General features: G+C 66.3%; 16 protein-coding genes. 12 read left to right on the forward strand and 4 right to left on the reverse strand.

The window, feature by feature from the left end:
* The first annotated feature begins 129 nt into the window (after positions 1-129).
* A complete protein-coding gene (gene recD2, locus FRC98_RS17490) occupies positions 130-2,313 on the forward strand; it encodes an SF1B family DNA helicase RecD2 (protein WP_230467734.1) in 2,184 nt (727 codons plus the stop codon).
* Positions 2,314-2,333: 20 nt separating this feature from the next.
* On the opposite strand, the gene FRC98_RS17495 is transcribed toward recD2, so the two are convergent.
* A complete protein-coding gene (locus FRC98_RS17495) occupies positions 2,334-4,433 on the reverse strand; it encodes a hypothetical protein (RefSeq protein WP_146982722.1) in 2,100 nt (699 codons plus the stop codon).
* A gap of 286 nt (positions 4,434-4,719) precedes the next feature.
* Between FRC98_RS17495 and FRC98_RS17500 the strand changes: the two genes are divergently transcribed.
* Genes FRC98_RS17500 through FRC98_RS17510 form a run of 3 tightly spaced genes read left to right on the forward strand, consistent with a single transcriptional unit; the run spans position 4,720 to position 7,354 of the window.
* Entirely contained in the window at positions 4,720-5,403 is a 684-nt protein-coding gene (locus FRC98_RS17500) for a hypothetical protein (RefSeq protein WP_146982723.1), read from the forward strand.
* On the forward strand, positions 5,403-6,281 hold the full coding sequence (locus tag FRC98_RS17505; protein WP_146982724.1) for a c-type cytochrome: 879 nt from the start codon (positions 5,403-5,405) through the stop codon (positions 6,279-6,281). The genes FRC98_RS17500 and FRC98_RS17505 overlap by 1 nt, the downstream gene beginning before the upstream one ends.
* Positions 6,278-7,354, forward strand: a complete 1,077-nt coding sequence (locus tag FRC98_RS17510) for a hypothetical protein (protein ID WP_146982725.1) — start codon at positions 6,278-6,280, stop codon at positions 7,352-7,354. Before FRC98_RS17505 ends, FRC98_RS17510 begins: the two co-directional genes overlap by 4 nt.
* 48 nt (positions 7,355-7,402) lie before the next feature.
* On the opposite strand, the gene FRC98_RS17515 is transcribed toward FRC98_RS17510, so the two are convergent.
* Positions 7,403-10,888, reverse strand: coding sequence for a S41 family peptidase (locus FRC98_RS17515; protein ID WP_146982726.1), 3,486 nt, complete (start codon positions 10,886-10,888; stop codon positions 7,403-7,405).
* A 467-nt stretch (positions 10,889-11,355) separates the two neighbouring features.
* Here FRC98_RS17515 and FRC98_RS17520 point away from each other — a divergent pair, with 467 nt between their 5' ends.
* The 8 genes from FRC98_RS17520 (at position 11,356) to FRC98_RS17555 (ending at position 20,309) form a co-directional block, all read left to right on the forward strand.
* Positions 11,356-12,018 carry an START domain-containing protein gene (locus FRC98_RS17520; RefSeq protein WP_146982727.1) on the forward strand — a complete coding sequence of 221 codons (663 nt, stop codon included), beginning with the start codon at positions 11,356-11,358 and terminating at the stop codon, positions 12,016-12,018.
* On the forward strand, positions 12,015-12,605 hold the full coding sequence (gene mobA / locus FRC98_RS17525; protein WP_230467735.1) for a molybdenum cofactor guanylyltransferase: 591 nt from the start codon (positions 12,015-12,017) through the stop codon (positions 12,603-12,605). Before FRC98_RS17520 ends, mobA begins: the two co-directional genes overlap by 4 nt.
* Before the next feature lie 184 nt (positions 12,606-12,789).
* Positions 12,790-14,412: a malate synthase A gene (aceB, locus tag FRC98_RS17530; RefSeq protein WP_146982729.1), complete on the forward strand. Its 1,623-nt coding sequence runs from the start codon at positions 12,790-12,792 to the stop codon at positions 14,410-14,412.
* Positions 14,413-14,552: 140 nt separating this feature from the next.
* Positions 14,553-15,836, forward strand: coding sequence for an isocitrate lyase (aceA, locus tag FRC98_RS17535; RefSeq protein ID WP_146982730.1), 1,284 nt, complete (start codon positions 14,553-14,555; stop codon positions 15,834-15,836).
* Positions 15,837-16,366: 530 nt separating this feature from the next.
* Positions 16,367-17,134 (forward strand): phosphocholine cytidylyltransferase family protein, encoded by a 768-nt coding sequence (locus FRC98_RS17540; RefSeq protein WP_146982731.1) that lies wholly within the window; start codon positions 16,367-16,369, stop codon positions 17,132-17,134.
* Positions 17,131-18,060, forward strand: coding sequence for a CDP-alcohol phosphatidyltransferase family protein (locus tag FRC98_RS17545; protein WP_146982732.1), 930 nt, complete (start codon positions 17,131-17,133; stop codon positions 18,058-18,060). Before FRC98_RS17540 ends, FRC98_RS17545 begins: the two co-directional genes overlap by 4 nt.
* A gap of 20 nt (positions 18,061-18,080) precedes the next feature.
* Positions 18,081-19,829, forward strand: coding sequence for a carcinine hydrolase/isopenicillin-N N-acyltransferase family protein (locus FRC98_RS17550; protein WP_230467736.1), 1,749 nt, complete (start codon positions 18,081-18,083; stop codon positions 19,827-19,829).
* An 81-nt stretch (positions 19,830-19,910) separates the two neighbouring features.
* Positions 19,911-20,309 carry a PilZ domain-containing protein gene (locus FRC98_RS17555; protein ID WP_146982734.1) on the forward strand — a complete coding sequence of 133 codons (399 nt, stop codon included), beginning with the start codon at positions 19,911-19,913 and terminating at the stop codon, positions 20,307-20,309.
* 8 nt (positions 20,310-20,317) lie between these two features.
* Here FRC98_RS17555 and FRC98_RS17560 read toward each other — a convergent pair whose 3' ends face one another.
* Positions 20,318-20,731: a J domain-containing protein gene (locus FRC98_RS17560; protein ID WP_146982735.1), complete on the reverse strand. Its 414-nt coding sequence runs from the start codon at positions 20,729-20,731 to the stop codon at positions 20,318-20,320.
* Between the two features lie 31 nt (positions 20,732-20,762).
* The gene (locus FRC98_RS17565) at positions 20,763-21,635 is read right to left on the reverse strand and encodes a M50 family metallopeptidase (RefSeq protein WP_230467737.1); all 873 of its coding nucleotides are present in this window, start codon (positions 21,633-21,635) and stop codon (positions 20,763-20,765) included.
* Positions 21,636-21,757: the final 122 nt, after the last annotated feature.

Raw genomic sequence — 21,757 nt, forward strand, 5'->3', positions numbered from 1 at the left:
ACAGACAGCGAACCTTTCCGCCGTTACGTGAGTAAACATGGTACCAGCATGTGATCTTCCAGCCATCGGGGAAAATTCATTCACCTCCCCTTTCTCTCGCACGCGGGATCGCCGCGCTGGCGGTGCGTTTTGAGGGGGAGTGAGGCGGATCTGGAGCGGCTGCGCGGCGAGCTGAAACGCGTGCGTTTTGCCAGCGAAGACGGGCAGTTCGCGGTCTGCGACCTGGTCGTGCCGGAGCGGGTGATGCCGGTGACGATCGTGGGCAATATTATGGCCACGCGCCCTGGTGAGACGGTGGAGGTGTGGGGGCGCTGGCGTGACGATCCGCGTTTTGGCCGCCAGTTTTCCATCGAGCGCCTGGAGGCGGTGCTGCCCTCAACCCGCCAGGGGGTGGAGCGCTACCTGGCCAGCGATCTGATCGAGGGCATCGGTCCGACGCTGGCTCGCCGCATCGTGGCGCATTTTGGCGAAGAGACGCTCGAGATCCTCGACGCCGCGCCGCACCGGGTTCAGGAAGTTGAGGGGATCGGCAAAAAACGCGCCGAGCGCATCATCGCCTCCTGGGAGGAGGGGCGGCTGATCCACAAGATCATGGTCTTTTTGCGCTCCCACGGCGTCTCCAATGCCAACGCCGTGCGCATCTACCGCAAGTTCGGGGCGAAGGCGGTGGAGGTGATCCAGCAGAACCCCTATGAGCTGGCTGAGGCGATCTTCGGCATCGGGTTTAAGAGCGCCGACCACATCGCGATGCAGACCGGGGTGGAGCCCACGGCGCTGGCGCGCCTGCGCGCGGGGCTTTTGCATACGCTGGGGGAGGCGTCGAGTGAGGGGCATATGTACCTGCCCTGGTCGATGTTGCGCGAGCGCGCCGCCGGACTTCTGGAGGTGGGTGAGCATCTGCTGGCGGACGCGCTCGAGGTGTTGCGTCAGGAGGAGCGCGTCAGCGTGGAAGCCATCGGTGCGGGGGAGGCGCGTGTGTATGCGGCGGGGGCCCTGGCCGTGGAAGAGCGCGCCGCGCGCCAACTTCGCAGGCTTGCGCAGTCGCCCGGTCTGGTCGCGCGCCCCGACGATGAGGCGCTGGCCGGCGTTGAGGCGCGCCTGGGTGTGGAACTTGCGGCGCTGCAACGCCAGGCAGTGCGTTCGGTTTTTGAGCATAAAGTCTCGGTGATCACCGGCGGTCCGGGCACGGGCAAAACCACGATCGTGCAGACGATCTGCGAGCTGGCCGAGCAGCTCGGCTGGCGTGTCACCCTGTGCGCACCCACCGGGCGCGCGGCGCGCCGCCTGGGAGAGACGACCGGGCGAGTGGCCACCACGGTGCACCGCCTGCTGGAGTACAGCTTTCACGCCGGCGGGTTTCAACGCGATGAGGAGCGACCGCTGGAGACGGATCTTCTGATTGTGGATGAGGCCTCGATGGTCGACACCACCCTGCTGGCTGCGCTGGCCGGCGCGCTTCCCGCCAGCGCGAGCCTGGTGCTGGTGGGCGACATCGACCAGCTCCCCAGCGTGGGCCCGGGCCAGGTGTTGCGCGACGTGATCGAGAGCGGCATCGTCGGCGTCACGCGTCTCACCGAGATCTTCCGCCAGGCCGAGGCCTCAACCATCGTGATCAACGCTCACCGCATCAACGCCGGGCAGATGCCCGTGGTGCCGGCGCGCGCGCCGGGGGAGCTGGTCGACTTTTATACGATCAACGCCGAGGAGCCCGCTCAGGCCCACGAGCGTATCGTGGAGCTGGTCAGCGAGCGCATGCCGCGGGCCTTCGGGCTCGATCCGCTGCAAGACGTGCAGATCCTGGCGCCGATGCACCGCGGGGAGGTCGGCTGCTCGCGTCTGAACGCCGCGCTGCAGGAGGCGTTTTATAAGGGCGGGCCGCAGCTTGTGCGCGGCCAGCGCCGCTTCTGCCTGGGCGACCGGGTGATGCAGACCCGAAACAACTATGAGGCGGAGGTTTTTAACGGGGATGTGGGGCAGGTGGTGGCGGTCGACACCGAAGACAATCAGCTGCGTGTGCGCTTTGACGAGCGCGAGGTCACCTACGACCGCGCCAACCTCGACGAGCTGGTGCTGGCCTATGCGATCACCGTGCACAAAAGTCAGGGCTCGGAGTACCGCGCGGTGGTGCTGCCGATGTCGACGCAGCATTACGTGATGTTGCAGCGCAACCTGCTCTACACCGCGGTGACCCGGGCGCGGGAGCTGGTGGTGGTGGTGGGCAGTGAGGAGGCGGTGCGCCTGGCGCTCAAGAACGACCGCGCCTCGGAGCGCTACACGCAGCTTGCGCGGCGCCTCCGAGGCGAATCGGTCTAAGGCATCAGCTCGAGCGGAGCTTAGAAGAAGAGCCCCCGCTCGATCAGTTGGGCCTGCGCGCCCCGACGCTGGGTGTCCATCACCTGTACGGCGTCGCGGCTGGACTCAAAGTAGCTCAGCAGCGCATCGGTCTGCTCCTCTACCGGCGTATCTTCATTGAACTGATCGGCGGCCATCTCAATCTGGCTAACGATCTCGAGCGACTCGGGGAAGGTGTTCTGCTGGATGCTTTCGAAGAGCGAGACGCCCTTATCCAGGCCCTCATTGAGGGTGCTGGTGAAGGCCTCGTTGCCGCGCTCTTCCTCGAGTTTGTCGATGGCCTCGGTCAGCTCAACGCGCTGCTCTTCGATGTCTTGCTGACCGGATTCGATGAAGCTGCTCAGCGCGCCGTCAAGAAGACGCATGCCCTCAATGGCGACGTCTTCGGGGTTCATGCTCATGTCGATCTCACCGGTCATGGCCACAAAGTCGACGTAGGCCTGAACTTCGGGGGTGAGGGCCGGGCCGCCGCCGATGTTTTCCTCGGGCATGCCCTCGCGGGGCTGGTCGCCTTCGGCGCCCATCGGAGGTTCGCTCTCGGTGGAGGCGTCGGGGCCCATGGCCAGCTCGTCTTCGATGGCCTGCTCTTCTTCCATGGAGAGGTTTTCTTCGGCCTGGCCGAGCTCCTCGTCGTAGGCCATCTCATCTTCGATGGCCTGCTCCTCCTCCATAGAGAGGTCTTCTTCGGCCTGGCCGAGCTCATCGTCGTAGGCCATCTCATCTTCGAACATCGGCTCTTCGACGGTGTCGTTGACCGGCGGTGCGCCTTCGATGCCCTCGGCCGAGGCGGTGGCGTCCTGCTCGGCGTCGGCCATCGAGGAGAGGGTCTCGGAGGCGGTGTTGAAGTAGTTCATCAGCGCCTCATCCTGCTGGGCCAGCCCCTGGTTGATGTCGATGGACTCGGCGGCCTGGCGCAGCGACTGCACCTGCGCGCCGTGGTCGGGGAACTCGGCCTGCTGGATGGCGGTCATGAGCATGGCCCGGTCGTAGAAGGCCGTGCGCACCTTCTCGACGTAGTCGTCGGCGGCGGTGTCATCGAGCTCGCCACTCTTATCCTTGAGGCGGCTGAGCTCGTCGTTGAGCACCTGATTGTCTTCGGGCACAACCTGGGCGATGGCGTCGTCCATGGTGTTGATGCCCTCGCGCACGAACTCGCCATGGTTAGAGATGCCTTCATTTTCGGCGCGCTGAATGAAGTTGGAGAACTCCTCAGCGGACTTCTTCGGCTCTTCCTCACCGACGCCGGGCACCCAGTCGAACATGCCGTCGTCGCTCTCTTCGGCGGGCACGCCTTCATCTTGAGTGCCCTCGTTCTGAGCGAGCACGGGGTAGGAGGCGGGCATAAGCGAAGGGGTCAGCGCGCTGGTCTGGCTATCGCTGGCGCGATCCATCTCTTCGACCAGTGTGGAGGCCTGGCTCAGGTAGTTTTTAAAGGCCTCCTGCTGTTCGGTGATCTCGGCCTCGGCGTCGATATTCTGGGCGGTCTCCATCAGCTGGCTCACGCCCTGGGACTGGCCAGGGAAGGCATCGACCTGCAGCGCGGTCAGGAGCTGGGCGCCTTCGATGAGCACATCGCGGGCCTGCTGGGAGTAGCCCTCTTCTTTGTAGTCGCCGAGCATGTCGATGCGACCATCCCAGGCGTTGTGGCGATCTTTGAGGACGTCGTTCTCCTCGGGGATCAGCGCGGCGATGGCGTCGCTTAAGAGTTTGGTGCCGTCTTCGACGTAGGTGGAGATGGCTTTGGCCTGATCTTCTTCGGCCTGAGCCTGCTCGTCGCTCTGCGGCATCTCCTGGTCGACGAAGTCTTTGAAGGCCTGAACGTCTTCATTGAGTTTGGACTCACCGGAGGCCTGCTCCTCGCCCTGAGCTTGAGAAGGCTGCTCGGGTTGATTTTCCGGCGGCGCCGGTTCGGTCGACTCCGAGGGCTGCTCACCGGCCGGGGGATATTGCGCATAGTGGGTCGGCGCGTCGTCCTGAGAGGGGGGCGTCTGGGCCTGGACGGTGGTGCTCATGGTCATACCCAGCGCGGCGGCCAGAAGGGCCGCACTCTTCAACAGCTTACGTTGCCGGATTGCGTTCATGGCTGCACTCCTGACGTCTTACGTCGCGGTAGGACACAGCGGGCCTGCGCCATTGCGTCTGGCGATCCATCATCGGGCCCGGCTGCTTCTGAGATACTTCCGGGTTCGGGCTAAATGCGCTCGAACATTGAGGAAATGTAATCGCCCGGCGCAGCCCACCAAATCCTTGCGGGGGGGCCGGGGCGACGATCCGCGCGGCGAGCTTTCCGAGTCCAGGGGGGTGGTTACGCTTTGCGGAGCAATGTGATGGATGGCGTGGTGGGCGGTTCACTGGAGGCACAACGACGTGTCGATCTGGGAGAGTGTGTACGTTCATCCTCTGCATCATCCGGGGGCTGCCTGGCTCTCGGCGGCGCTGGTGCTGGGGGGGGTGTTAAGGCGGCTGCCTTTTTTCTACGCCTTTTTGATCGGGGCGCTGGCGGTGAGCGCGGCCGACGCCATGATCACCGGCGGCTGGAGTCAGCTCGGAGGGGAGTCGCATCCGGCCTATGTGGGGCTGTCCTGGTTCTTTGTGCTGGCGGGGGATTACCGCGTCTTTTTGCTCCTGGAGCGCTACGGCGAGCCCCGGCCCGAGCGCTGGTCGGGGGGCGCCGGGGTGTGGGTGCGGGCGCTGGGCTGGGCGCTGGTAGCCTCGGTGACCGTGGGGATCATCAGCGTCTCCAGCGAGCTTTTCAGCGCGTCGGCGCGCCGGCTCTACCTGACCTATGAGCTTATTGCGCTGGGGATGGTCGCGCTGGTCTGGAGGTTGCGGGTGTTCGGATCCATGCCCCCGGAAGATCCGGTGCGGCGCTGGCTGAGCCGCGTGGCGATCTTTGTGATGGTGCAATACGCGCTGTGGGCCGGGGCCGATGTGGTGATTCTGGCCGGCTATGAGGTGGGGCATCTGCTCAGGATGATCCCTAACCTGATGTATTACGCGCTCTTTTTGCCCGTGGTGTTTTTGAGCGCGCCACCCCTGGAGGATCGCTGATGTCGAGATGGAATCGCACGACGGTGATGATGGTGGCGGTGGCGCTGGTGCTGATGGGGGGCGGCTGTGAGGCACCCGACGTGGCGAGCGGTGACGGCGCGACGCTGATCTTCGCGCAGGGCTCGGAGGAGGTCGCCCGCAAGAAGATCCCCGAGGGGCCCACCGAGCAGGTCTCGGTCGACGACCCTTATTACGAGAAGACCAAGACCTTTCGGGCGGTGCCACTCCTGCCGCTTTTGCAGGAAGCGTTCGGCATGACGAGCGCGGAGCTTGAGCGCCAGGATTTTGTGCTGGAGGCCATCGACGGCTACGCCGCTCCGGTGACCGGCGCGAGGCTCTCGGAGCCGGGCGCCTACCTGGCCTTTCAGGATATGGAGTATTCGCCACGGTGGGAGACTATCGGGCCGGGCCAGGTCGATCCGGCGCCCCTCTACCTGATCTGGACGGAGGAGCATCAGCGAGACACCGCGACCTACCCGCGCCCCTGGCAGCTGCGTCGCATCATCATCACCTCGCCAGAGAGCAGCCGGGAGCTGAGCGCGCCGCTGGGCCTCGATAAGGGGCATGAGGCCTGGGCGGGTTATGAGCTCTTTCAGGCGCGTTGCGTGCAGTGCCACGCGATCAACCGCAGCGGGGGGCGAGTGGGGCCGGAGCTCAACCTGCCCATGAACATTACCGAGTATCGCGAGCGCGAGCAGACGCTGCGCTTTATCCAGAACGCTCAGGCTTTTCGCTACAGCCAGATGCCCGCCTTTGACGATCTGAGTCAGGCGCAGCTGGACTCGCTGTGGAGTTATCTGGAGGCGATGCGCGATCGCAAAAAACAGCCGCAAGCCGGCCCCGAGGACGGGAGCGGCGAAGCCACGGAGGCGATGTGAGTGTTCATCCAGAACCGAGACGCGCTGATGCCGGGTTGGTGTCGCGGCGCGTCGATGGGATCCCGCAACTTCTCCGAGAGCAGGCTCGCCGGCCGCTTATCTGGCCGCTGAGGTCGGTGCCGGCCTCCGAGATGCTGGTCTGCGGGGTGGGTCTATCGGAGGGGCCGGCGCGGGTGTTGGCCGCGCTGGCGTGCCGGCGGGTGGGGCTCGCGGCGCGTTTTGTGCCCCTCTCGCATTTTGCGCTGGGGCCGCCCGAGGTTGAGAAGAGCACGCTGGTGGTGTTCAGCCAGGGCGTCTGCCCCAACGCGCAGCTGGCGCTGAGGGCGGCGGCGCGGGCCGAGCAGGCGCTGGTGGTGAGCGGGCTCGATGAGGATGAGCTGGTGGCGCGATGCCCCCAACTCGGCCCGGCGCTGGAGGGCGGGCGCCTGGCGGTGCTGACCATCCCGCCGGAGCGCGAAGATGGCCTGCTCTTGCGTGTGCAAACCCCGGCGGTGGCTCACCTGACGGCGTTCAGGCTGGCCGACGCGCTGGCCGAGCGGGTGGGCGCGCCGCGCTTTGGCCTGGGACTTCGGGAGGTGCCGGAGGCGGTCGCGGCCTTGCGCGATCAGCGCCTCAAAGACTCCCCGCTCGACCCGGCACACTGGCTGGCGCATCCCATCGCCCTGGTGAGCGTGGGAGAGAGCGCGGAGCTTCTGCAGGGCTTGAGCTGGAAGTTGATGGAGGGGCTGTGGCGGCCACTTCCCCCGGTGTTTGAGGCGTTGCAGTACGCGCACGGGCCTTTTCAGGCCTATTTTGGCAAGCCGCTGCACCTGATCGCCCTCTTCGCCGGCGCCAGCCCCGCGCTCCGGGCGATCGCCACCCAGCTCTTCGAGGTAGCACGCAGCGCCGGCCACAGCGTGGAGGCGGTCTGGGCGGTGCACGCCGATGAGCGGGCGTATTTTGAGTTTGATGCCTACCTCAACCGCCGTCTCATCGACGCGTTGTGCACCGTTGAGCGCGACTTAAGTCGCTGGCCGGGCCACGGGCTCGACGGCCCGCTTTACGGCTTTGAGCGCAGCTGGCCGCCCCGCTGAGCTGACGTGCTGAGCTGACGTGCTGAGCTGACGTGCTGAGCCTTCGGCTCAGCGCTCTTCCGACTCCGCGTTCCCGGCCTTCGTGCCCACCGAGGAGCGCGGCGGAAGCGACTGCGGCGCCCGAAGATCGGGGTAGGGCGCAAAGTCCGGAAGCGCCACCGGTCGCTCGTTGAGCAGGGCCATCGCCGTTGCAATCGCCGCATCGAGCTGCGGATCCTCGCCGGTGGCGTCGGCCTGGGGCGGAAGCTCCACCTCGACATCGGGCTCGGTGCCGAAGTTCTCGACCGAGAAGCCCACGTCTTCAAACCAGAAAGAGAACTCCGGCTGGGTCGTCACGCTGCCGTCGACCATGGTGTGGCGCGGCCAGATGCCCACCACGCCGCCCCAGGTGCGTTTCCCGAGCAGGGGCCCCAACTTCATCAGCTTGAAGGTGTGGCTGAAGATATCGCCGTCGCTGCCGGCGTGCTCATTGGTCAAGGCGACGATGGGGCCGGCGATCGACTCCATCGGGTAGGCCAGGGGTTTGCCCCAGCGCTGAAGATCGAAGCCGACCTGCCGCCGGGCCAGCTTCTCGAGGATCAGCTGGCTGACGTGGCCGCCTCCGTTAAAACGCACGTCGACCACAAGCCCCTGGCGGGTGTTTTCGCTCAAGTAATGGCGGTGGAACTCGGCATAGCCGGCCGGGCCCATGTCGGGGATATGCACGTAGCCGAGCTTGCCCTCGGAGGCCTCATGGACGCGGCGGCGGTTGTGGTTGACCCACTCCCGGTAGCGCAGCTCGGTCTCGTGGCGGAGCGCCTTCGTGGTGACCGTGCGCGGCTCGCTGAGGCCGTCGCCGGCAGCGACGAGAAGTTCGATGTTCTGGCCGGCCTGGTTGACCAGTCGCTCCTCGACGCTGTGCCGGGCATCCACGCGGCGGGCGTTGATGGTCAGGATCACGTCGCCCTCGCTTAAGCCCAGCCCGGGGCGGGCCAGCGGCGAGGATTTGGAGGGCTCCCAGGTGTCGCCGTGCAGGATGGACTCGATGCGGTAGGCGCCTTCAAAACGCTGCGGATCGTCGGCCAGGCGCCAGTCGGGGTCCCAGCGCAGGGTCGCGCCCAGAAAACCGGGGGAGTACTGCGGCGGGTACTCATAATCGCCGCCCATCTCATAGGCGTGGCTCGTGCCCAGCTCGCCCTGCATCGTCCAGACCAGGTCGGAGAACTCGCTGCGGCTGCCCACGCGCGGGAGCAGGGCGCTGTAGCGCTCCCAGACCTCATCCCAGCGCACCCCGCCCATGTCTTCGCGCCAGAAGTGATCGCGCATCAGGCGCCAGGCCTCGCGCAACATCTGGGTCCACTCGCAGAGCGGGTCGACCTGCACCGAGATGCGGCTTAAGTCGACGATGCCCGACTCGCGGGAGGGTTCGGCCTCGTCGTCATCCTCGTTGGAGACGCTCTCGGCCGAGGCGCTGACGATCTGCACGCCGTCTTCGCCCCAGAGGGCCAGGGTTTTGTGGTCGGCGCCGATCTCAAAGGCGCTCACGCCGCGGGCGAAGGTTTTTTGCTTGAGGGATTTGAGCCCGAAGTAGCGGAGCACCCCGGGGGTGTCATCGTCGTCTTCGCCGCTGAGCGCGCCGGTGACCGGGTAGACCGTCCAGAAGACGCGCTCCTCGGTGGCGGCGAGCTCGCCGTAGTTGCCGGCCGGCACCGGGAAGACTTCGACGCGCTGGCCGATGCCATCGAGGTCGATGCGGATGGGTTTGGGGCTCTCATCGCCCTCGGCGCTCTCGTTGTCGGCGTCGGAGTCGGTCTCACTGGCGTCGGCGTCGAGGGCCGCATCGCCAGATTCGGCGCGGGTCTCGGAGGTGTCGTCGGAGGGAGCATCCTCCTCGTCGCCCTCGGCTGAGGCCTCATCGGAGGCGTCGTCGCCCTCGTCATCGTCGCCGCTCAAGGGGCGAGGCTTTTGTAAGAAAAGGGAGTCGGCGTCGGCCTGCAGGGTGATGACGCAGGGGCGCGTGCCGCGGGGGAAGCTCAGCTCGAAGAAGACCTGATCGTAGACCGGGTCGAAGTGACGGTAGCTTAAGAAGTAGAGGTAGCGCCCGGCCGGATCGAAGACAGGCTGTACGTCCTGAAATTCGCCATCGGTGAGGGTGTGCTGCTCGCCGGAGGCCAGCTCCACGAGCTTGATCTGGGCGGTGTAGACGCCGGTGAAGAAGCCGTAGGCCGCCCAGCGCCCGTCGGGGCTGAAGCTGACGCCGGCGATGCGGGCGTATTCGCTGCGGTCGAGCACGCGGCAGGCGCCGGTCTTCAGGTCGAGGTGAATGAGCTGGTGACGATGGTTGGTAAAGAGCGCGCTCTCATCGCATGGCGAGATCAGCAGTTCGACGGGGCGGCCGATGGCAAAGTCGCCGGTGTCGAGAGGCTGTGGCGCGTGGGAGCCGTCGACGCTGTGCAGCTCGAAGCGCTCTTCGCCGCCCTCGTCGCTGACCACCAGCAGGCGTTGGCCGTCGGCCAGGTAGCGGGCCAGGCGGTAGCGCACGCCCTGCTCGCGGCCGGTCTGGCGCACGGCGCCCTCCCAGCCGCCCATGTTGAAGACTTTGCCGCGGGTGGTCAGCGCCAGGGAGTGGCCGCGGGGGTGAAGCGTGAAGTCGTCGAGGAAGGACTCCGCGTCGACAAAGCGGCGGTTCAGCGCGGTGCGTGGCGAGGCGTAGTCGACCTCAATGCGCGCCTCGGTCTGGGAGGCGATATCGAAGCGGTAAAGTTCGCCGGCGACGGTGTAAACCATGGTGGCATCGTCGGCCGAAGCAAAGCGCACGTAGTGGCCGAGGTGGTCGGTGTGGCGCTGCAGATCGTCGCCGGAGGGCAGGCAGGAGTAGAGGTTTCCGTGCCCCTCGACGTCGCTGATGAAGTAGATGCGGCCGGCGCGCCATAAGGGGCGGCAGAGCCCGGCGGTGATTTCGGGGAGCAGGCGCTCCCACTGGCCATCGCCTTTGCGGTCGATCCAGAGCACGCCGGCGGTGCCGCCGCGGTAGCGTTTCCAGCGGGCCAGATCGTCGGCGTGCCTGGCGAGCACACGGCCGGGGCCGCCGGGCTCAAAGCTGAGCGCCTGGGCTGCGCCCAGGCTCAATCGGCGCGTGGGGCCGCCCTGGCGGGGGACCTCGTAGAGGCCGAGCTGGCGGGCGACCGACTCGCGCAGGTTGGAGGTGAAGATCACCCGCTCGCTGTCGGGGCTCCAGCCGCAGACCCAGGCGCGGGAGGCGCCGTTGAAGGTGAGCTTTTTCGCCGGGCCGCCGCGCGCACGCATTACGTAGACTTCGGGGCGCCCCTCCTCGGTGGAGGTGTAGGCCAGCCACTGGCCATCTGGCGAGAGGGCTGGCGCGCTGACCTGGCCGCGCGAGCCGCTTAAGCGACGTGCGAAGCCCCCCTTAAGCGGGACCTCCCAGAGATCGTCTTCGCTGACAAAAACCACGCGCTCGCCATGCACACTCGGGTAGCGGTAGTAGCCCTGCTCATCGGGCTGAAGATCGAGGGGGGCAGCGCTAACATCGCTCATGTGGTGCACATCCTGGCAGGTTCATTTCAGGGCAACGCAACATCCAGAACGCCCGGGTGGGCGCGCAGCTGGACAGCTCTATTGCATGAGGGGGGACATTTCAATCACGCAGCGGGCGAAATGACGCGCTGCGGCAAGAACTACGCGGGGTTAGGTCGGTTGAATACGCCTTGTGATGCTGGCGTATCACGCTAGTATCGTGCGTCACTCGCGCTCGTTTACTACGCCGTAAGCCAACGTTGACGCCATGCCTGCTGCATTGGGATCACCCTGAGCTGCGTTGCAAATCCTCGACGATGCTAAAGCATCGCCTGCGCTTTGCGCCTTGCTCAGGTCACTCTTAATCTCGCATTCAAAGGCGTCACCATTGCCTCACGGCGTTAAAGTTGGCCTGCGGCAAGCCGAATTCTCGGCTCGCCACCGGCGCTCATCCCGATTCGATTCGGCCCTTTTTGCGGAGGTTGCCTGTGCGTCCATATCCTATGGTTCTGATGATCCTTTTGATGCTCGCGCTCAGCGCGCCTGCGGCCGCCCAGCAGGACGGCAACTGGGAGGCGCTTGGCGACTCCGACGGGGTGGCGATCTCGCGGATGCAGGTGGAGGGCTCGTCGGTCTTTGCGTTTCGCGGTGAGATTGTGGCGGACGTGCATATCGGAAAGATCCTGACGGTGTTTGCCGACGGCGATCAACGCCGCCACTGGGTGGATCGTTATGATGATCACGGCACGCTGGAGCGCGGTGAGCTCAGCGAGCGTTACTGGATTCGTTTTGGGCTGCCCTTTCCGATCAAAGATCGGGATTATGTGCTGCAGACCAACGGCCGTCTGAATCAGGACGATCAGGTCTTCATCGCGACGATCGAGTCGGTGGACGACGCGCGTCGGCCGGAGAACGACTGCTGCGTGCGGGCGATGACCTACTCGACCTATTACCGCTTTGAGGCGTTGGAGGGGGAACGTACGCGCATGATCGTGGAGGTCCACACCGATCCCAAAGGTCTTTTGCCCAACTGGCTGGTCAACCGCATTCAGCGTGACTGGCCTTCGAAGACGCTGGGCGGGCTGATTCGCCAGGCCAAGAAGGGCGATCAGCCGCTCTACGGGCCGGTGGCCGACTGGCACACGCGGTGAGTGAGCGGGCGGGTTATGTGCTGGCCGGGGGCCAGGCCCGGCGTCTGGGTGAAGATAAGGGGCGCGCGCAGCTGGCCGAGGGCGTAACGCTGCTGAACTGGGTGACCGGGAGGTTGGCGCCGGCGGTGGGGAGCTGGACGGCGGTGGGGGCTTCGGCCGGCGAGTATGGGGATCTGGGGGTGCGCACCATTGGCGACAGGTGGCCGGGGCAGGGGCCGCTGGGGGGGATCGCGACGGCGGCGCTCGATCGTGCCGAGGGATGGTTTTTTGTGACGAGCTGCGACGCGGTGTGGGCGCGCGCCGCATGGGTCGAAGCGCTCTGGGAGGCCAGACGGGCGCCGGCGGTGGTCTATGAGCATCAGGGGCGGCTGGAGCCGCTCTTTGGCTGGTATCGGGCCGAGCTGGCACCTGAGCTTGAGGCGGCGATGGAGGGGGGCCAGCGCTCGGTGTGGCGCTTTTTAGAAGCGGTCGGAGCGCGGCGTATCGAAGCACCGGGGGGGTGGGAGAGCGGGCAGGGAATCAACGATCCTCAAGCGCTGGCGCGGGCGCGCGAGATCGCGCAGAAGATTCTTCGGGGCGATCGTTGACAGGTCTTAAGCGTGTTTAAACTTGGCTTCATCGTGACACCGACGGAAGTCGACGCAGGGGGTGTCTCGGCGCAGTAGGCGGGCTTGTCTGAACAGGCCCGCAGCGAGCGTTGTGTGCTCTTCGACCAACGAATAACGCGCTGTAGCTGACCTGACTTAACCCTCCACCATCAGGAGACTTCCGATGACGCAGCCCTCCACAGAAGGCGCTGGCCTGCCCGACGCGATTACGATTCTCGGCGATGTCGCCCCCGGCTATGAGCGGATCTTAAGTCCGGAGGCGCTGGGTTTTGTGGCGGCGATGCACCGGGAGTTCGAGGGCCGGCGCCGCCAACTTCTCGCGGATCGACGCCGCCGTCAGGAGGCGATCGATAGCGGCGCCAACCCCGGCGCTCCGGCCGATACCCGGGCGATTCGCCAGGGGGAGTGGCAGGTGGCCCGGGTGCCCCAGGATATGCAGCGACGCACCGTGGAGATCACCGGCCCGGTCGATCGCAAGATGATCATCAACGCGCTCAACTCCGGCGCTAACACCTTCATGGCCGACTTTGAGGACGCCACCTCCCCGACCTGGTCCAACGTGGTCGAGGGGCAGAGCAACCTCTTTGATGCGGTGCGCCGCCAGATCGACTTTCGCGATGAGGCGCGCGGCAAGGAGTATAAACTTTCCGAAAACCCGGCCACGTTGATGGTGCGTCCCCGCGGCTGGCACTTTCCCGAGAAGCATGTGCTCGTCGACGGGCAGGAGATTTCGGCGAGTTTGTTCGATTTTGGGATGTACTTCTTTCATAACGCGAAGGAGTTGGTGCAGCGCGGAAGCGGGCCTTACTTCTACCTGCCCAAGCTGGAGAGTCATCGGGAGGCGGCGTTGTGGAATGACGTCTTCTTGATGGCCCAGCAGCGCCTGGGGCTGGAGAGCGGCACGATCAAAGCGACGGTGCTGGTGGAGACGATTCACGCCGCCTTTGAGATGGAGGAGATCCTCTACGCGCTGCGCGAGCATAGCGCGGGGCTTAACGCGGGGCGCTGGGATTATATCTTCAGCGTGATCAAGACCTTCCGGGCCCGCCAGGAGATGGTGCTTCCGGATCGCGCGCAGATCACGATGAGCGTGCCTTTTATGCGCGCCTACGCCGAGCGCCTGGTGCACGTCTGCCACAAGCGCGGGGCGCATGCGATCGGGGGGATGGCGGCCTTTATCCCCTCGCGGCGCGATGAGGCGGTCAATGAGCGCGCGCTGGCAGCAGTACGCGGCGATAAGGAGCGCGAGGCCGGCGACGGTTTTGACGGCACCTGGGTGGCGCACCCGGATCTGGTGGAGGTGGCGCGTGAGCCTTTTGAGGCGGTGCTCAAAGGGCGACCGCACCAGAAAGACCGCCGCCGCGAGGTCAGCGCCATCAGCGATCAGGAGCTGCTCAACTTCCGCGTGGCCGAGGGGCGCATCACCGAGGAGGGGCTGCGCACCAACATCAACGTGGGGCTGCAGTACATCGCCTGGTGGATGCAAGGCCTGGGGGCGGTGGCGCTCTACAACCTGATGGAAGATGCGGCCACCGCCGAGATCAGCCGCTCGCAGATCTGGCAGTGGTTGCATCGCCCCGATGTGGTGCTCGACGACGGGCGCCGGGTGGATCGGGAGCTCTACGAACGTCTGGTCGACGAGGAGCTCATGGCGATCCGCGAGGCGATGGGCAGTGAGCGCTATGAGGCTCTTCCCTTTGAGCGGGCGCGTCAGATCTTCGATGAGGTGGCGACCTCCGAGGACTTCCCCGAGTTCTTCACCCTGGTGGCCTACGAGACGCTCTGAGCGTCGGGCTGGCAAAGATCCGCACGCCGTAGATTGAAGGTATAGAAAACAAGGCCGCGACGTCGTGGCGGAGAGGCGCAGGATGCGCCCCCCCATGGCGGCCTGTTCATCATCGACTTGATTGAGAACAGGAGCAGCAGATGAGTCAGGCCCAATCTTCCGAAGCGTTGCAGGCACAGTGGGACAAAGATCCGCGTTGGCGCGGGGTGCAGCGCCCTTATCCGGCGTCGCAGGTCTTTAAGCTGCGAGGCAGCGTGCCGATCACCTACACCCTGGCCGAGAGGGGCGCGGTGCGCCTGTGGGAGCTCTTTCACGACCGGCCCTTTGTGCGCTGTTTGAGCGCGGTCACCGGCAATCAGGCGATCCAGCAGGTGCAGGCGGGGCTGGAGGCGATCTACATCAGCGGGTGGCAGGTCGCCGGCGATGCCAACTCGGCGCGCGGGGTCTACCCCGACCAGAGCCTCTATCCGGTGGACTCGGTGCCCAAGCTCGTCGATCGGGTCAACCGCGCGCTGCAGCGCGCCGACCAGGTGGCGCATATCGAGGGCACCCCGAAGCGCGACTGGTTTGCGCCGATCGTGGCGGATGCGGAGGCGGGCTTTGGCGGCAACCTCAACGCCTTTGAGCTGATGAAGGCGATGATCGAGGCCGGCGCCTCGGGGGTGCATTTTGAGGATCAGCTCTCGTCGGCCAAGAAGTGCGGGCATATGGGCGGCAAGGTGCTCGTGCCCACCAGCGAGTTCATCCAGAAGCTTGTGGCTGCGCGCCTGGCCTCCGACGTGATGGGGGTGCCCACGGTGCTGGTCGCCCGCACCGACGCCCACTCGGCGAAGTTGCTCACCAGCGACATCGACCCGATGGATCGCCCCTTCATCAAGGCCGAGAGCGGGCGCAGCGCCGAGGGCTTCTACACCATCCGCGGCGGGCTGGAGTTCGCCATTGAGCGGGCGATGGCCTACGCACCTTACGCCGACATGCTCTGGTGTGAGACGTCGACGCCGGATCTGGGTGAGGCCGAGGAGTTCGCGAAAGAAGTTCGGTCGAAGTACCCCGACAAACTTCTGGCCTACAACTGCTCTCCATCGTTCAACTGGAGGCAGAACCTCGATGATCGCACCATCGCGCGTTTCCAGGAGAAGCTCGGTGAGATGGGCTACGCGCTGCAGTTTGTGACCCTCTCGGGGTGGCATTCGCTGAACGCGGCGATGTTCGAGCTGGCGTTGGACTATCGGGAGCGAGGCATGGCGGCCTACTCCCAGCTGCAGGAGCACGAGTTTGAGCTGGCCCGCCAGCAGAACTACAGCGCGGTGCGCCACCAGGCTTTTGTGGGCGCGGGCTACTTCGATGAGGTTCAGCTCACGATCACCGGCGGCGAGTCGCAGACGGTGGCGATGCGTGGGTCGACCGAAGAAGACCAGTTTTGAGACGTTTCCCAGAGTTCGCCCGGAGTATGTGGTGGGCGATCTGCGGGGGGGATGGGGGGAACCAGAAGGGCGCTCGGAGTCGTGGCGAGCGCTCTCAGGGGGGAGGCGGGTTTGCCCGGTGTGAGGGGCGGGCTGCCTGCAGAGGGGGGCATTACGCCCTCTTCGGTCGATGTACCGGGCGCGCCGGTGAGAGCCGGTCGCGCTTACAAGGCGGAGGCGTTGCCGGGGCCGACGCCCCCGCCTTCGGCTGACCTCCCCGGCGGCGCGTTGCGTGCTTCGCTCGCGCCGCCCCACTGAGACGACGACACTGCGCTGCGCGCGCGCAGCGCGACGCAGCGCAGTGCAAAGATTGCCGTACAAGTTGCTGTACAATTGGCCTGGGGGGAGCCGGGGCCCCTCCCATGCTTTGCTCAATGAGCGGTGTTGGAGGGGCCCTAATCCTTTGATGCGATGGGGAGAATGAGCGGTTTGACACGCTTTTTGGCGAGGACTACCTTCGGCGCGCCTTCAGCCCTTGCCGGAGCTACCCCATGTCGAAAACTCGTCCTTCTCATTCGCCCCGCGAGGCGATCCTGCTGGTCGCCGGGACCGGCAGCCGCCTGCGTCCTCTGACCGAAGACCGCCCCAAATGCCTGCTGGAAGTCGGTGGAGTAGCGTTGCTCAAGCGCCTGCTCGACCAGCTCGCTGCGGTCGGCATTGAGCGCGCCATCCTGGTCACAGGTTACCTGCATGAGCGTATGGTCGCTCAGGTGGAGTCCTGGGATCTGGGCCTGGAGGTCGCCTTTGCGCCAAATCCGACCTATGCCAGCGAAAACAACGCGGTCTCAACGCTGGTCGGGATGCGCGCGCTTCAGGGCGACTCGTTTTTGCTCTGCGACGGCGACATCCTCCTGCGGCAGACCGCCTGGGTGGCCGACCTTTTGGCCGATACGCGTGAGAACGTGCTCACGATGATTCGTTTTGACGCGCTGGGGCAGGAGGAGATGAAGATCCGCCTCGGCGACACCGACGCGATCGAAGGGCTGAGTAAGGGGCTCGATCCCCAAAGCTCTCATGGGGAGTCGCTGGGCGTGCAGAAGGTCGGGCCCTCGGCCTTTGAGGCGCTGAAAGATCGGCTGGAGGCGCTCAACGCCGAGGAGCGCGTGCGCCTCTACTACGAAGATGTCTTTGCGGAGCTTATCCCGCAGGGCTGCGCGTTTTACGCCCGCGAGGTCGCGCCGGGGAGCTGGACGGAGATCGACACGATCGACGATCTGGAGGCGGCCCGCGCGCTCTACCAGAGTTGGAGCGTGGCATGAGCGCGTCGACCTATGGCGAGCGCTTAAGCCAGGCCCTGGCGTTTAAGTCGCTCGATGTGGAAGAGCCCATCGATCGTTACTTTCATCGCCCGGTGGCCGCGGCCGTGGCCGCCGCGCTGATCCCGACCGGGCTCGGCCCCAACCACGTCACCCTGATGAGCCTGATCAGCGGCTGGACGGGATCGGTGGCGCTCTACTTTAGCTTTTTTGAGGGTTGGGGCGGCTCGTTGGGGTGGTTGGTCGCGGCCTTCTTTCTCTTTGGCGCGGTGATCCTCGATTGCGCCGACGGGCAGCTCGCCAGGGCCCAGGGCGGCGGCACGCGGGTGGGGCGCATCCTCGATGGTTTTGTGGATGTGCTGGTGCTTCTGCCGGCCTACGTGATCCTGGGCTTTGGGATTCGCCACCTTTATGGCAGCGGCTGGTTTGTGGCCGCGGCCGTGGCGGGCTTCTCCACCTGGATTCACTGCATCATCTACGACAAGCTCAAGAACCTCTATCTGGCCCACACCATGCCGCAGGCCGGCGGCGGTGAGGGCACCGAGACGGTGGAAGCGGTGCGAGCCGAGCTGGCCGAAGCCCGCGCGCAGGGCCAACTTCTCGAGCGTTTCTTGCTCTGGATTTATGTGGGCTACCTTCAGGTGCAGGAGCGTTTTGCCAGCGGCAGCACCGAGAAGCGCAGCGAGGTGAATGACCCGGCGGCGATCGCGCGCTACCGCGGTGCCCACCGTGGCACCATGCGCCTGGCGAGCTGGATGGGGCTGGGCACGCATATGTTTGTGATTTACGGGGGCGTCGCGCTGATGAGCGTCGCTCCGGAGGCCGCACTGGGCATGCAGGTGGTGTTGGCGACCCTCTTTAACGCGGTGATGATCGTGGTGATGTGGCGCTCGCGGGGGTTCGCCGCGCCGGTCGAAGCGCAACATTGATGCATCAGGGTGATGACGCGATGAGTTCAACCTCCACCGATGGCGCGCGCTCGTCTGAGCCCGGGCAAAGTGCAGCACGGGCGGTGTACTACCCTGAGCGCGCCGGCGGGCTGGGGCGCGTGACCACGCCGGTGGGGGATGTGCACGTGGCCAACGTCAGCGGCCCGCTCACCTCGGCGGGGCGCGACCTTGGGAGGCGGCTCGCCACCGAGCTTCGCGAAGGCGCCCACCGCGCCTTTGACGACTACGTGCAGCGCATCAGCGCCGAGAGCGGCTCACGGGTCATCGCCGCGGCCGGCAGGGTCGTGGGCGGGGCGGTGTTGCCTCGCCTGCTCCGCCAGCGCCTTCCGGCCGAGCATCTTCAGATTTTGACGGCCTTCGCCGAGGGCGCCGGGCTCGATGTGGAGGAGGCCCTGGCCACCCAGCAGATCTGGGATCAGTGGGCGTGGGCGCGCGCCGGCAATGTGGCCGGGCTGGTGGAAGGGCGGCTTAAAGCCCGCTCCCATTCGCCCCTTCTGGCCTCCAGCGCGGTGGTGGTGCCCACGGACACCTGCGGGGTGCTGCACGCCTTTAGCTTTGAGAACGCCGCGGTGGAGCGCTGGGATCGGGCAGCGCGGGTGGTGGTGATGCACCCCGACCACGGGTTTAGCTATGCGCTGGTCAGCTCGCTGGGGTTTTTGACGGGGTTGCCCGCCGGCATGAACGCCGCCGGGCTGACGCTGAGCACGCATCCCGGGCCGGCGGCGCTGGGAGATCGGGCGGGGGTGCCGCTCGGACCGGCGGCACTGCAGGTGCTCAATGAGGCGCGCACCATCGAGGAGGCCGTGGCGATTCTGCGGCAGCACCCGCCGATGACGAGCTGGACCTACGTGCTCAGTGAGGGGGCCAGCGGGCGTAGGGCAAAGGTGGAAGTCAGCCCGCTGAGGGTGGGCGTGGAGGTTGAAGAGGGGCGCGGACTTTTCGTGCGTGGCGGGCCGTCGACCGCCGAGCTGCAGCGCTCCCCGGCGCTGGCGCGGGAAGAGGCGCGCCGCGACGCCCACCTTGGCAGCCTGATCGCCACCTGGCGCTCCGACCGACCCCTCCCGCTGATGGAGCTCGCCCGCGGCCTGGGCGGCGACAGTGAGGCTGCGCCCGGTTCCGACGCCATCCGCATCGCCGAGGTGATGTCGGTGATCTTCGAGCCGGCCGCCGGGCGCCTCTGGGTGGCGGCCGGGCGCGCGCCCACCGCGCTGCGCTGGTTTGTGCCGCTGCGCCTTCGCGGCGCCCATGGCGAGGCGCGCGCCGAGCTCGATACGCGCGTGGAGCCCGTGCAGGCCTGGCCCACCTGGCAGGAGAGCGCGCGCGGGCGCGCCGCGGACTATTACCGCAACGCCTACCGTCTCTACCTCGAAGGCGAAGATCCGCAGCGCCTGCTCATCACCCTGGAGTACGCCGTGGCGCTGGAGCCGACCTCCGCGCGCTACCACGTGCTGGCGGGGCTTGTGGCGCTGAGCGCGCTGCGCGGCCGCCGGGCCGAAGGCGCGTTTCGCCGCGCGCTCGATGCGATCGATGAGGCCGGCCGCCGCGCCGAGGTGGGGCTCTATCTGGGCTGGGCGCTCGACCTGCAGGGGCGCCGCAAGGCCGCCCGCGAGCTCTACGCCCGCGTCAGCGACGATGCTCAGGCCCACGGGGTCACGCGTCGCGCCGCGGCGGCGGCGCGCCGTCGTCGCTTCAGCAACCGCGAGGCGCAGCGGCTGCACATCGACTTCGTGCTCGCCAGCGCGCTCTAAGCTCGCCATCGGCTTAAGGAATCGTTACTCTGAAAGCTGTTCGACCCAACGAACACTTCCACAGCGAATCAGGGTCATGCGATGAGCGACGCGAATCGCCCGGGCGCGGGAACCCCGCAGCTCCTCAACACCACGCAGCGCGCCAACTCTCCGGAGCGGCGCGAACATGAGCGCGTGCCGGTCAACCGCGAGTTTGCGGTGATCGACGCCTACATCGCCGAGTACGTCACGAGCATCTCGCGGGGCGGAGTCTTTATCCGCTCCAAGAAACCGCTGGCGCTGGGCACCCGCGTCACCCTGAAGTTCTCGGTGATCCTCGATGATGTCGAGACGGTGGAGGGCGAGGGCGAGGTGGTGCGCGTGGAGGCGAGCGGCCCGGAGATGGGTATGGGAGTGGCGTTTACGCGGCTCAGCGGAGAGAGCAAGGCGCTGATCGACGCGCTCTTTGAGCGCTACGAGGCGCAGTACCCCTCAGTTTAAGGCAGGTCTCAGTAGCTGCCGGTGCGCAGGTAGCGCTCAATGGCCTGGTAGGCCACGGCCAGCTCCTGGGAGAGGTTGGTGGCGACCTTCTCCATCTCCGGATCGTTGGCGAAGTTATCCGGGTGGTAGCGGCGCATCATGTTGCGGTAGGCCGCCTTGACCGTGGGAAGATCGCTTCCGTAGGGGACTTCCAGGTTGGCGTAATAGTCGCGCAGAGTCTTGGGGCCCTGGGTCGCCGGAGGGGCCGCGTTAGCGGAGGCCGGCCGTGGGTTCTGGCCGATCTCCTCCCAGCCTTCATCGGCGGACTCCGGGTTGATGATCGAGCGCAGGCCACCGCGCTCCTCGAACTTCTGCACGTTATCGAGCAGGTGGTTGAGGTTGGCGCGCACCGTGCGCATCAGGCGGTCTTTAAGCTCACTCATAGCGGTACAACTCCGGGGGCCGAAAGGCCGGTCATTGGATCGAGGCCTCAAAGCTCTCGCGTTTGTTCTCGCGCCAGAAGAGGGCGAAGGCCACCACCACAATCGCCAGGCCCACCAGCGCCCAGAGCACGGCCCAGACGGTGGCCGGGATGCCCGTAAACTGCGCCATGTTGACCGCGTCGGAGTGGCCGCGCGCGGCCACGGTGTGGTCGATGAGGTAGCGGATGGAGTGCAGCCCGTCGAAGCTCAGCTGCACGCCCAGCGCGATGACCAGCATATGCTGCACCCAGGGCGCGGCATAAAACGCGACGCCCAGCAGCAGGGCGGCGGCCACAAGGCCGATGGCCCAGGTGAGCAGCGCGCCGGAGAAGCCCAGGTAGGCCAGGGCGGCAAGTGTTGCTACCGCGCCGCCGGCATACAACGCGCCGGCGGGTTGGTCGGCCCGCGACCGCCGGCGCCCCAGCGCCCACAGCCCCACGCCCACGATAAATCCGCCCACGGCCAGCAACGAGCTGCCGTAGCCGCCGAAGACCGCGGTGGCCACAAGCGTGCCCACACCGAGTACCATCAAGACCTTGCGCGCCCACACCTGGCGTCGGCCGGCGACCAGAAGCGCCGCGCCCAGCGCGACGGTGCCCAGATAGCCCGCCGAGCTGATCAGCAGGCTCGCGCCGCCTCGGCTCAAGGTCAGCCCGCTGGTGTCCAGGTTGACGTGCATGCCGCTGACCGAGCCGCCGGTGACGACCGTGGCCAGCGCGTGGCCTGTCTCGTGCACAAAGGTGCCAAAGAGGCGCAGCGGGTAGGCCACGATGTAGCCGTAGGGCACCAGCATGGTCACGACCACCAGGGCCACCGCAAAGAGCAAGAGCGTGCGCGCCGAGGGGTTAAATTTGGATGAGGCCATGGGGGCTCCTGAAGATGCGGCGAACCTTTGAGGTGACGAAAGTCGCTCCGCGATGCGACACGATGGGGTGCGGGTCATCATCGACGCTGCTAAACATACCAACCGACGCGCCGCTTGCCAGC

Source organism: Lujinxingia vulgaris, assembly GCF_007997015.1.
Taxonomy (GTDB): Bacteria; Myxococcota_A; Bradymonadia; order Bradymonadales; family Bradymonadaceae; genus Lujinxingia; species Lujinxingia vulgaris.

What these genes read in the sequence shown, in the direction of transcription:
- aceB (WP_146982729.1), top strand. Translation starts at nt 12,790, where the DNA reads ATGACGCAGCCCTCCACAGAAGGCGCTGGCCTGCCCGACGCGATTACG.
- FRC98_RS17515 (WP_146982726.1), bottom strand. Translation starts at nt 10,888, where the DNA reads ATGAGCGATGTTAGCGCTGCCCCCCTCGATCTTCAGCCCGATGAGCAG.
- FRC98_RS17540 (WP_146982731.1), top strand. Translation starts at nt 16,367, where the DNA reads ATGTCGAAAACTCGTCCTTCTCATTCGCCCCGCGAGGCGATCCTGCTG.
- FRC98_RS17545 (WP_146982732.1), top strand. Translation starts at nt 17,131, where the DNA reads ATGAGCGCGTCGACCTATGGCGAGCGCTTAAGCCAGGCCCTGGCGTTT.
- FRC98_RS17495 (WP_146982722.1), bottom strand. Translation starts at nt 4,433, where the DNA reads ATGAACGCAATCCGGCAACGTAAGCTGTTGAAGAGTGCGGCCCTTCTG.
- FRC98_RS17560 (WP_146982735.1), bottom strand. Translation starts at nt 20,731, where the DNA reads ATGAGTGAGCTTAAAGACCGCCTGATGCGCACGGTGCGCGCCAACCTC.
- FRC98_RS17555 (WP_146982734.1), top strand. Translation starts at nt 19,911, where the DNA reads ATGAGCGACGCGAATCGCCCGGGCGCGGGAACCCCGCAGCTCCTCAAC.
- FRC98_RS17550 (WP_230467736.1), top strand. Translation starts at nt 18,081, where the DNA reads ATGAGTTCAACCTCCACCGATGGCGCGCGCTCGTCTGAGCCCGGGCAA.
- FRC98_RS17505 (WP_146982724.1), top strand. Translation starts at nt 5,403, where the DNA reads ATGTCGAGATGGAATCGCACGACGGTGATGATGGTGGCGGTGGCGCTG.
- aceA (WP_146982730.1), top strand. Translation starts at nt 14,553, where the DNA reads ATGAGTCAGGCCCAATCTTCCGAAGCGTTGCAGGCACAGTGGGACAAA.
- FRC98_RS17565 (WP_230467737.1), bottom strand. Translation starts at nt 21,635, where the DNA reads ATGGCCTCATCCAAATTTAACCCCTCGGCGCGCACGCTCTTGCTCTTT.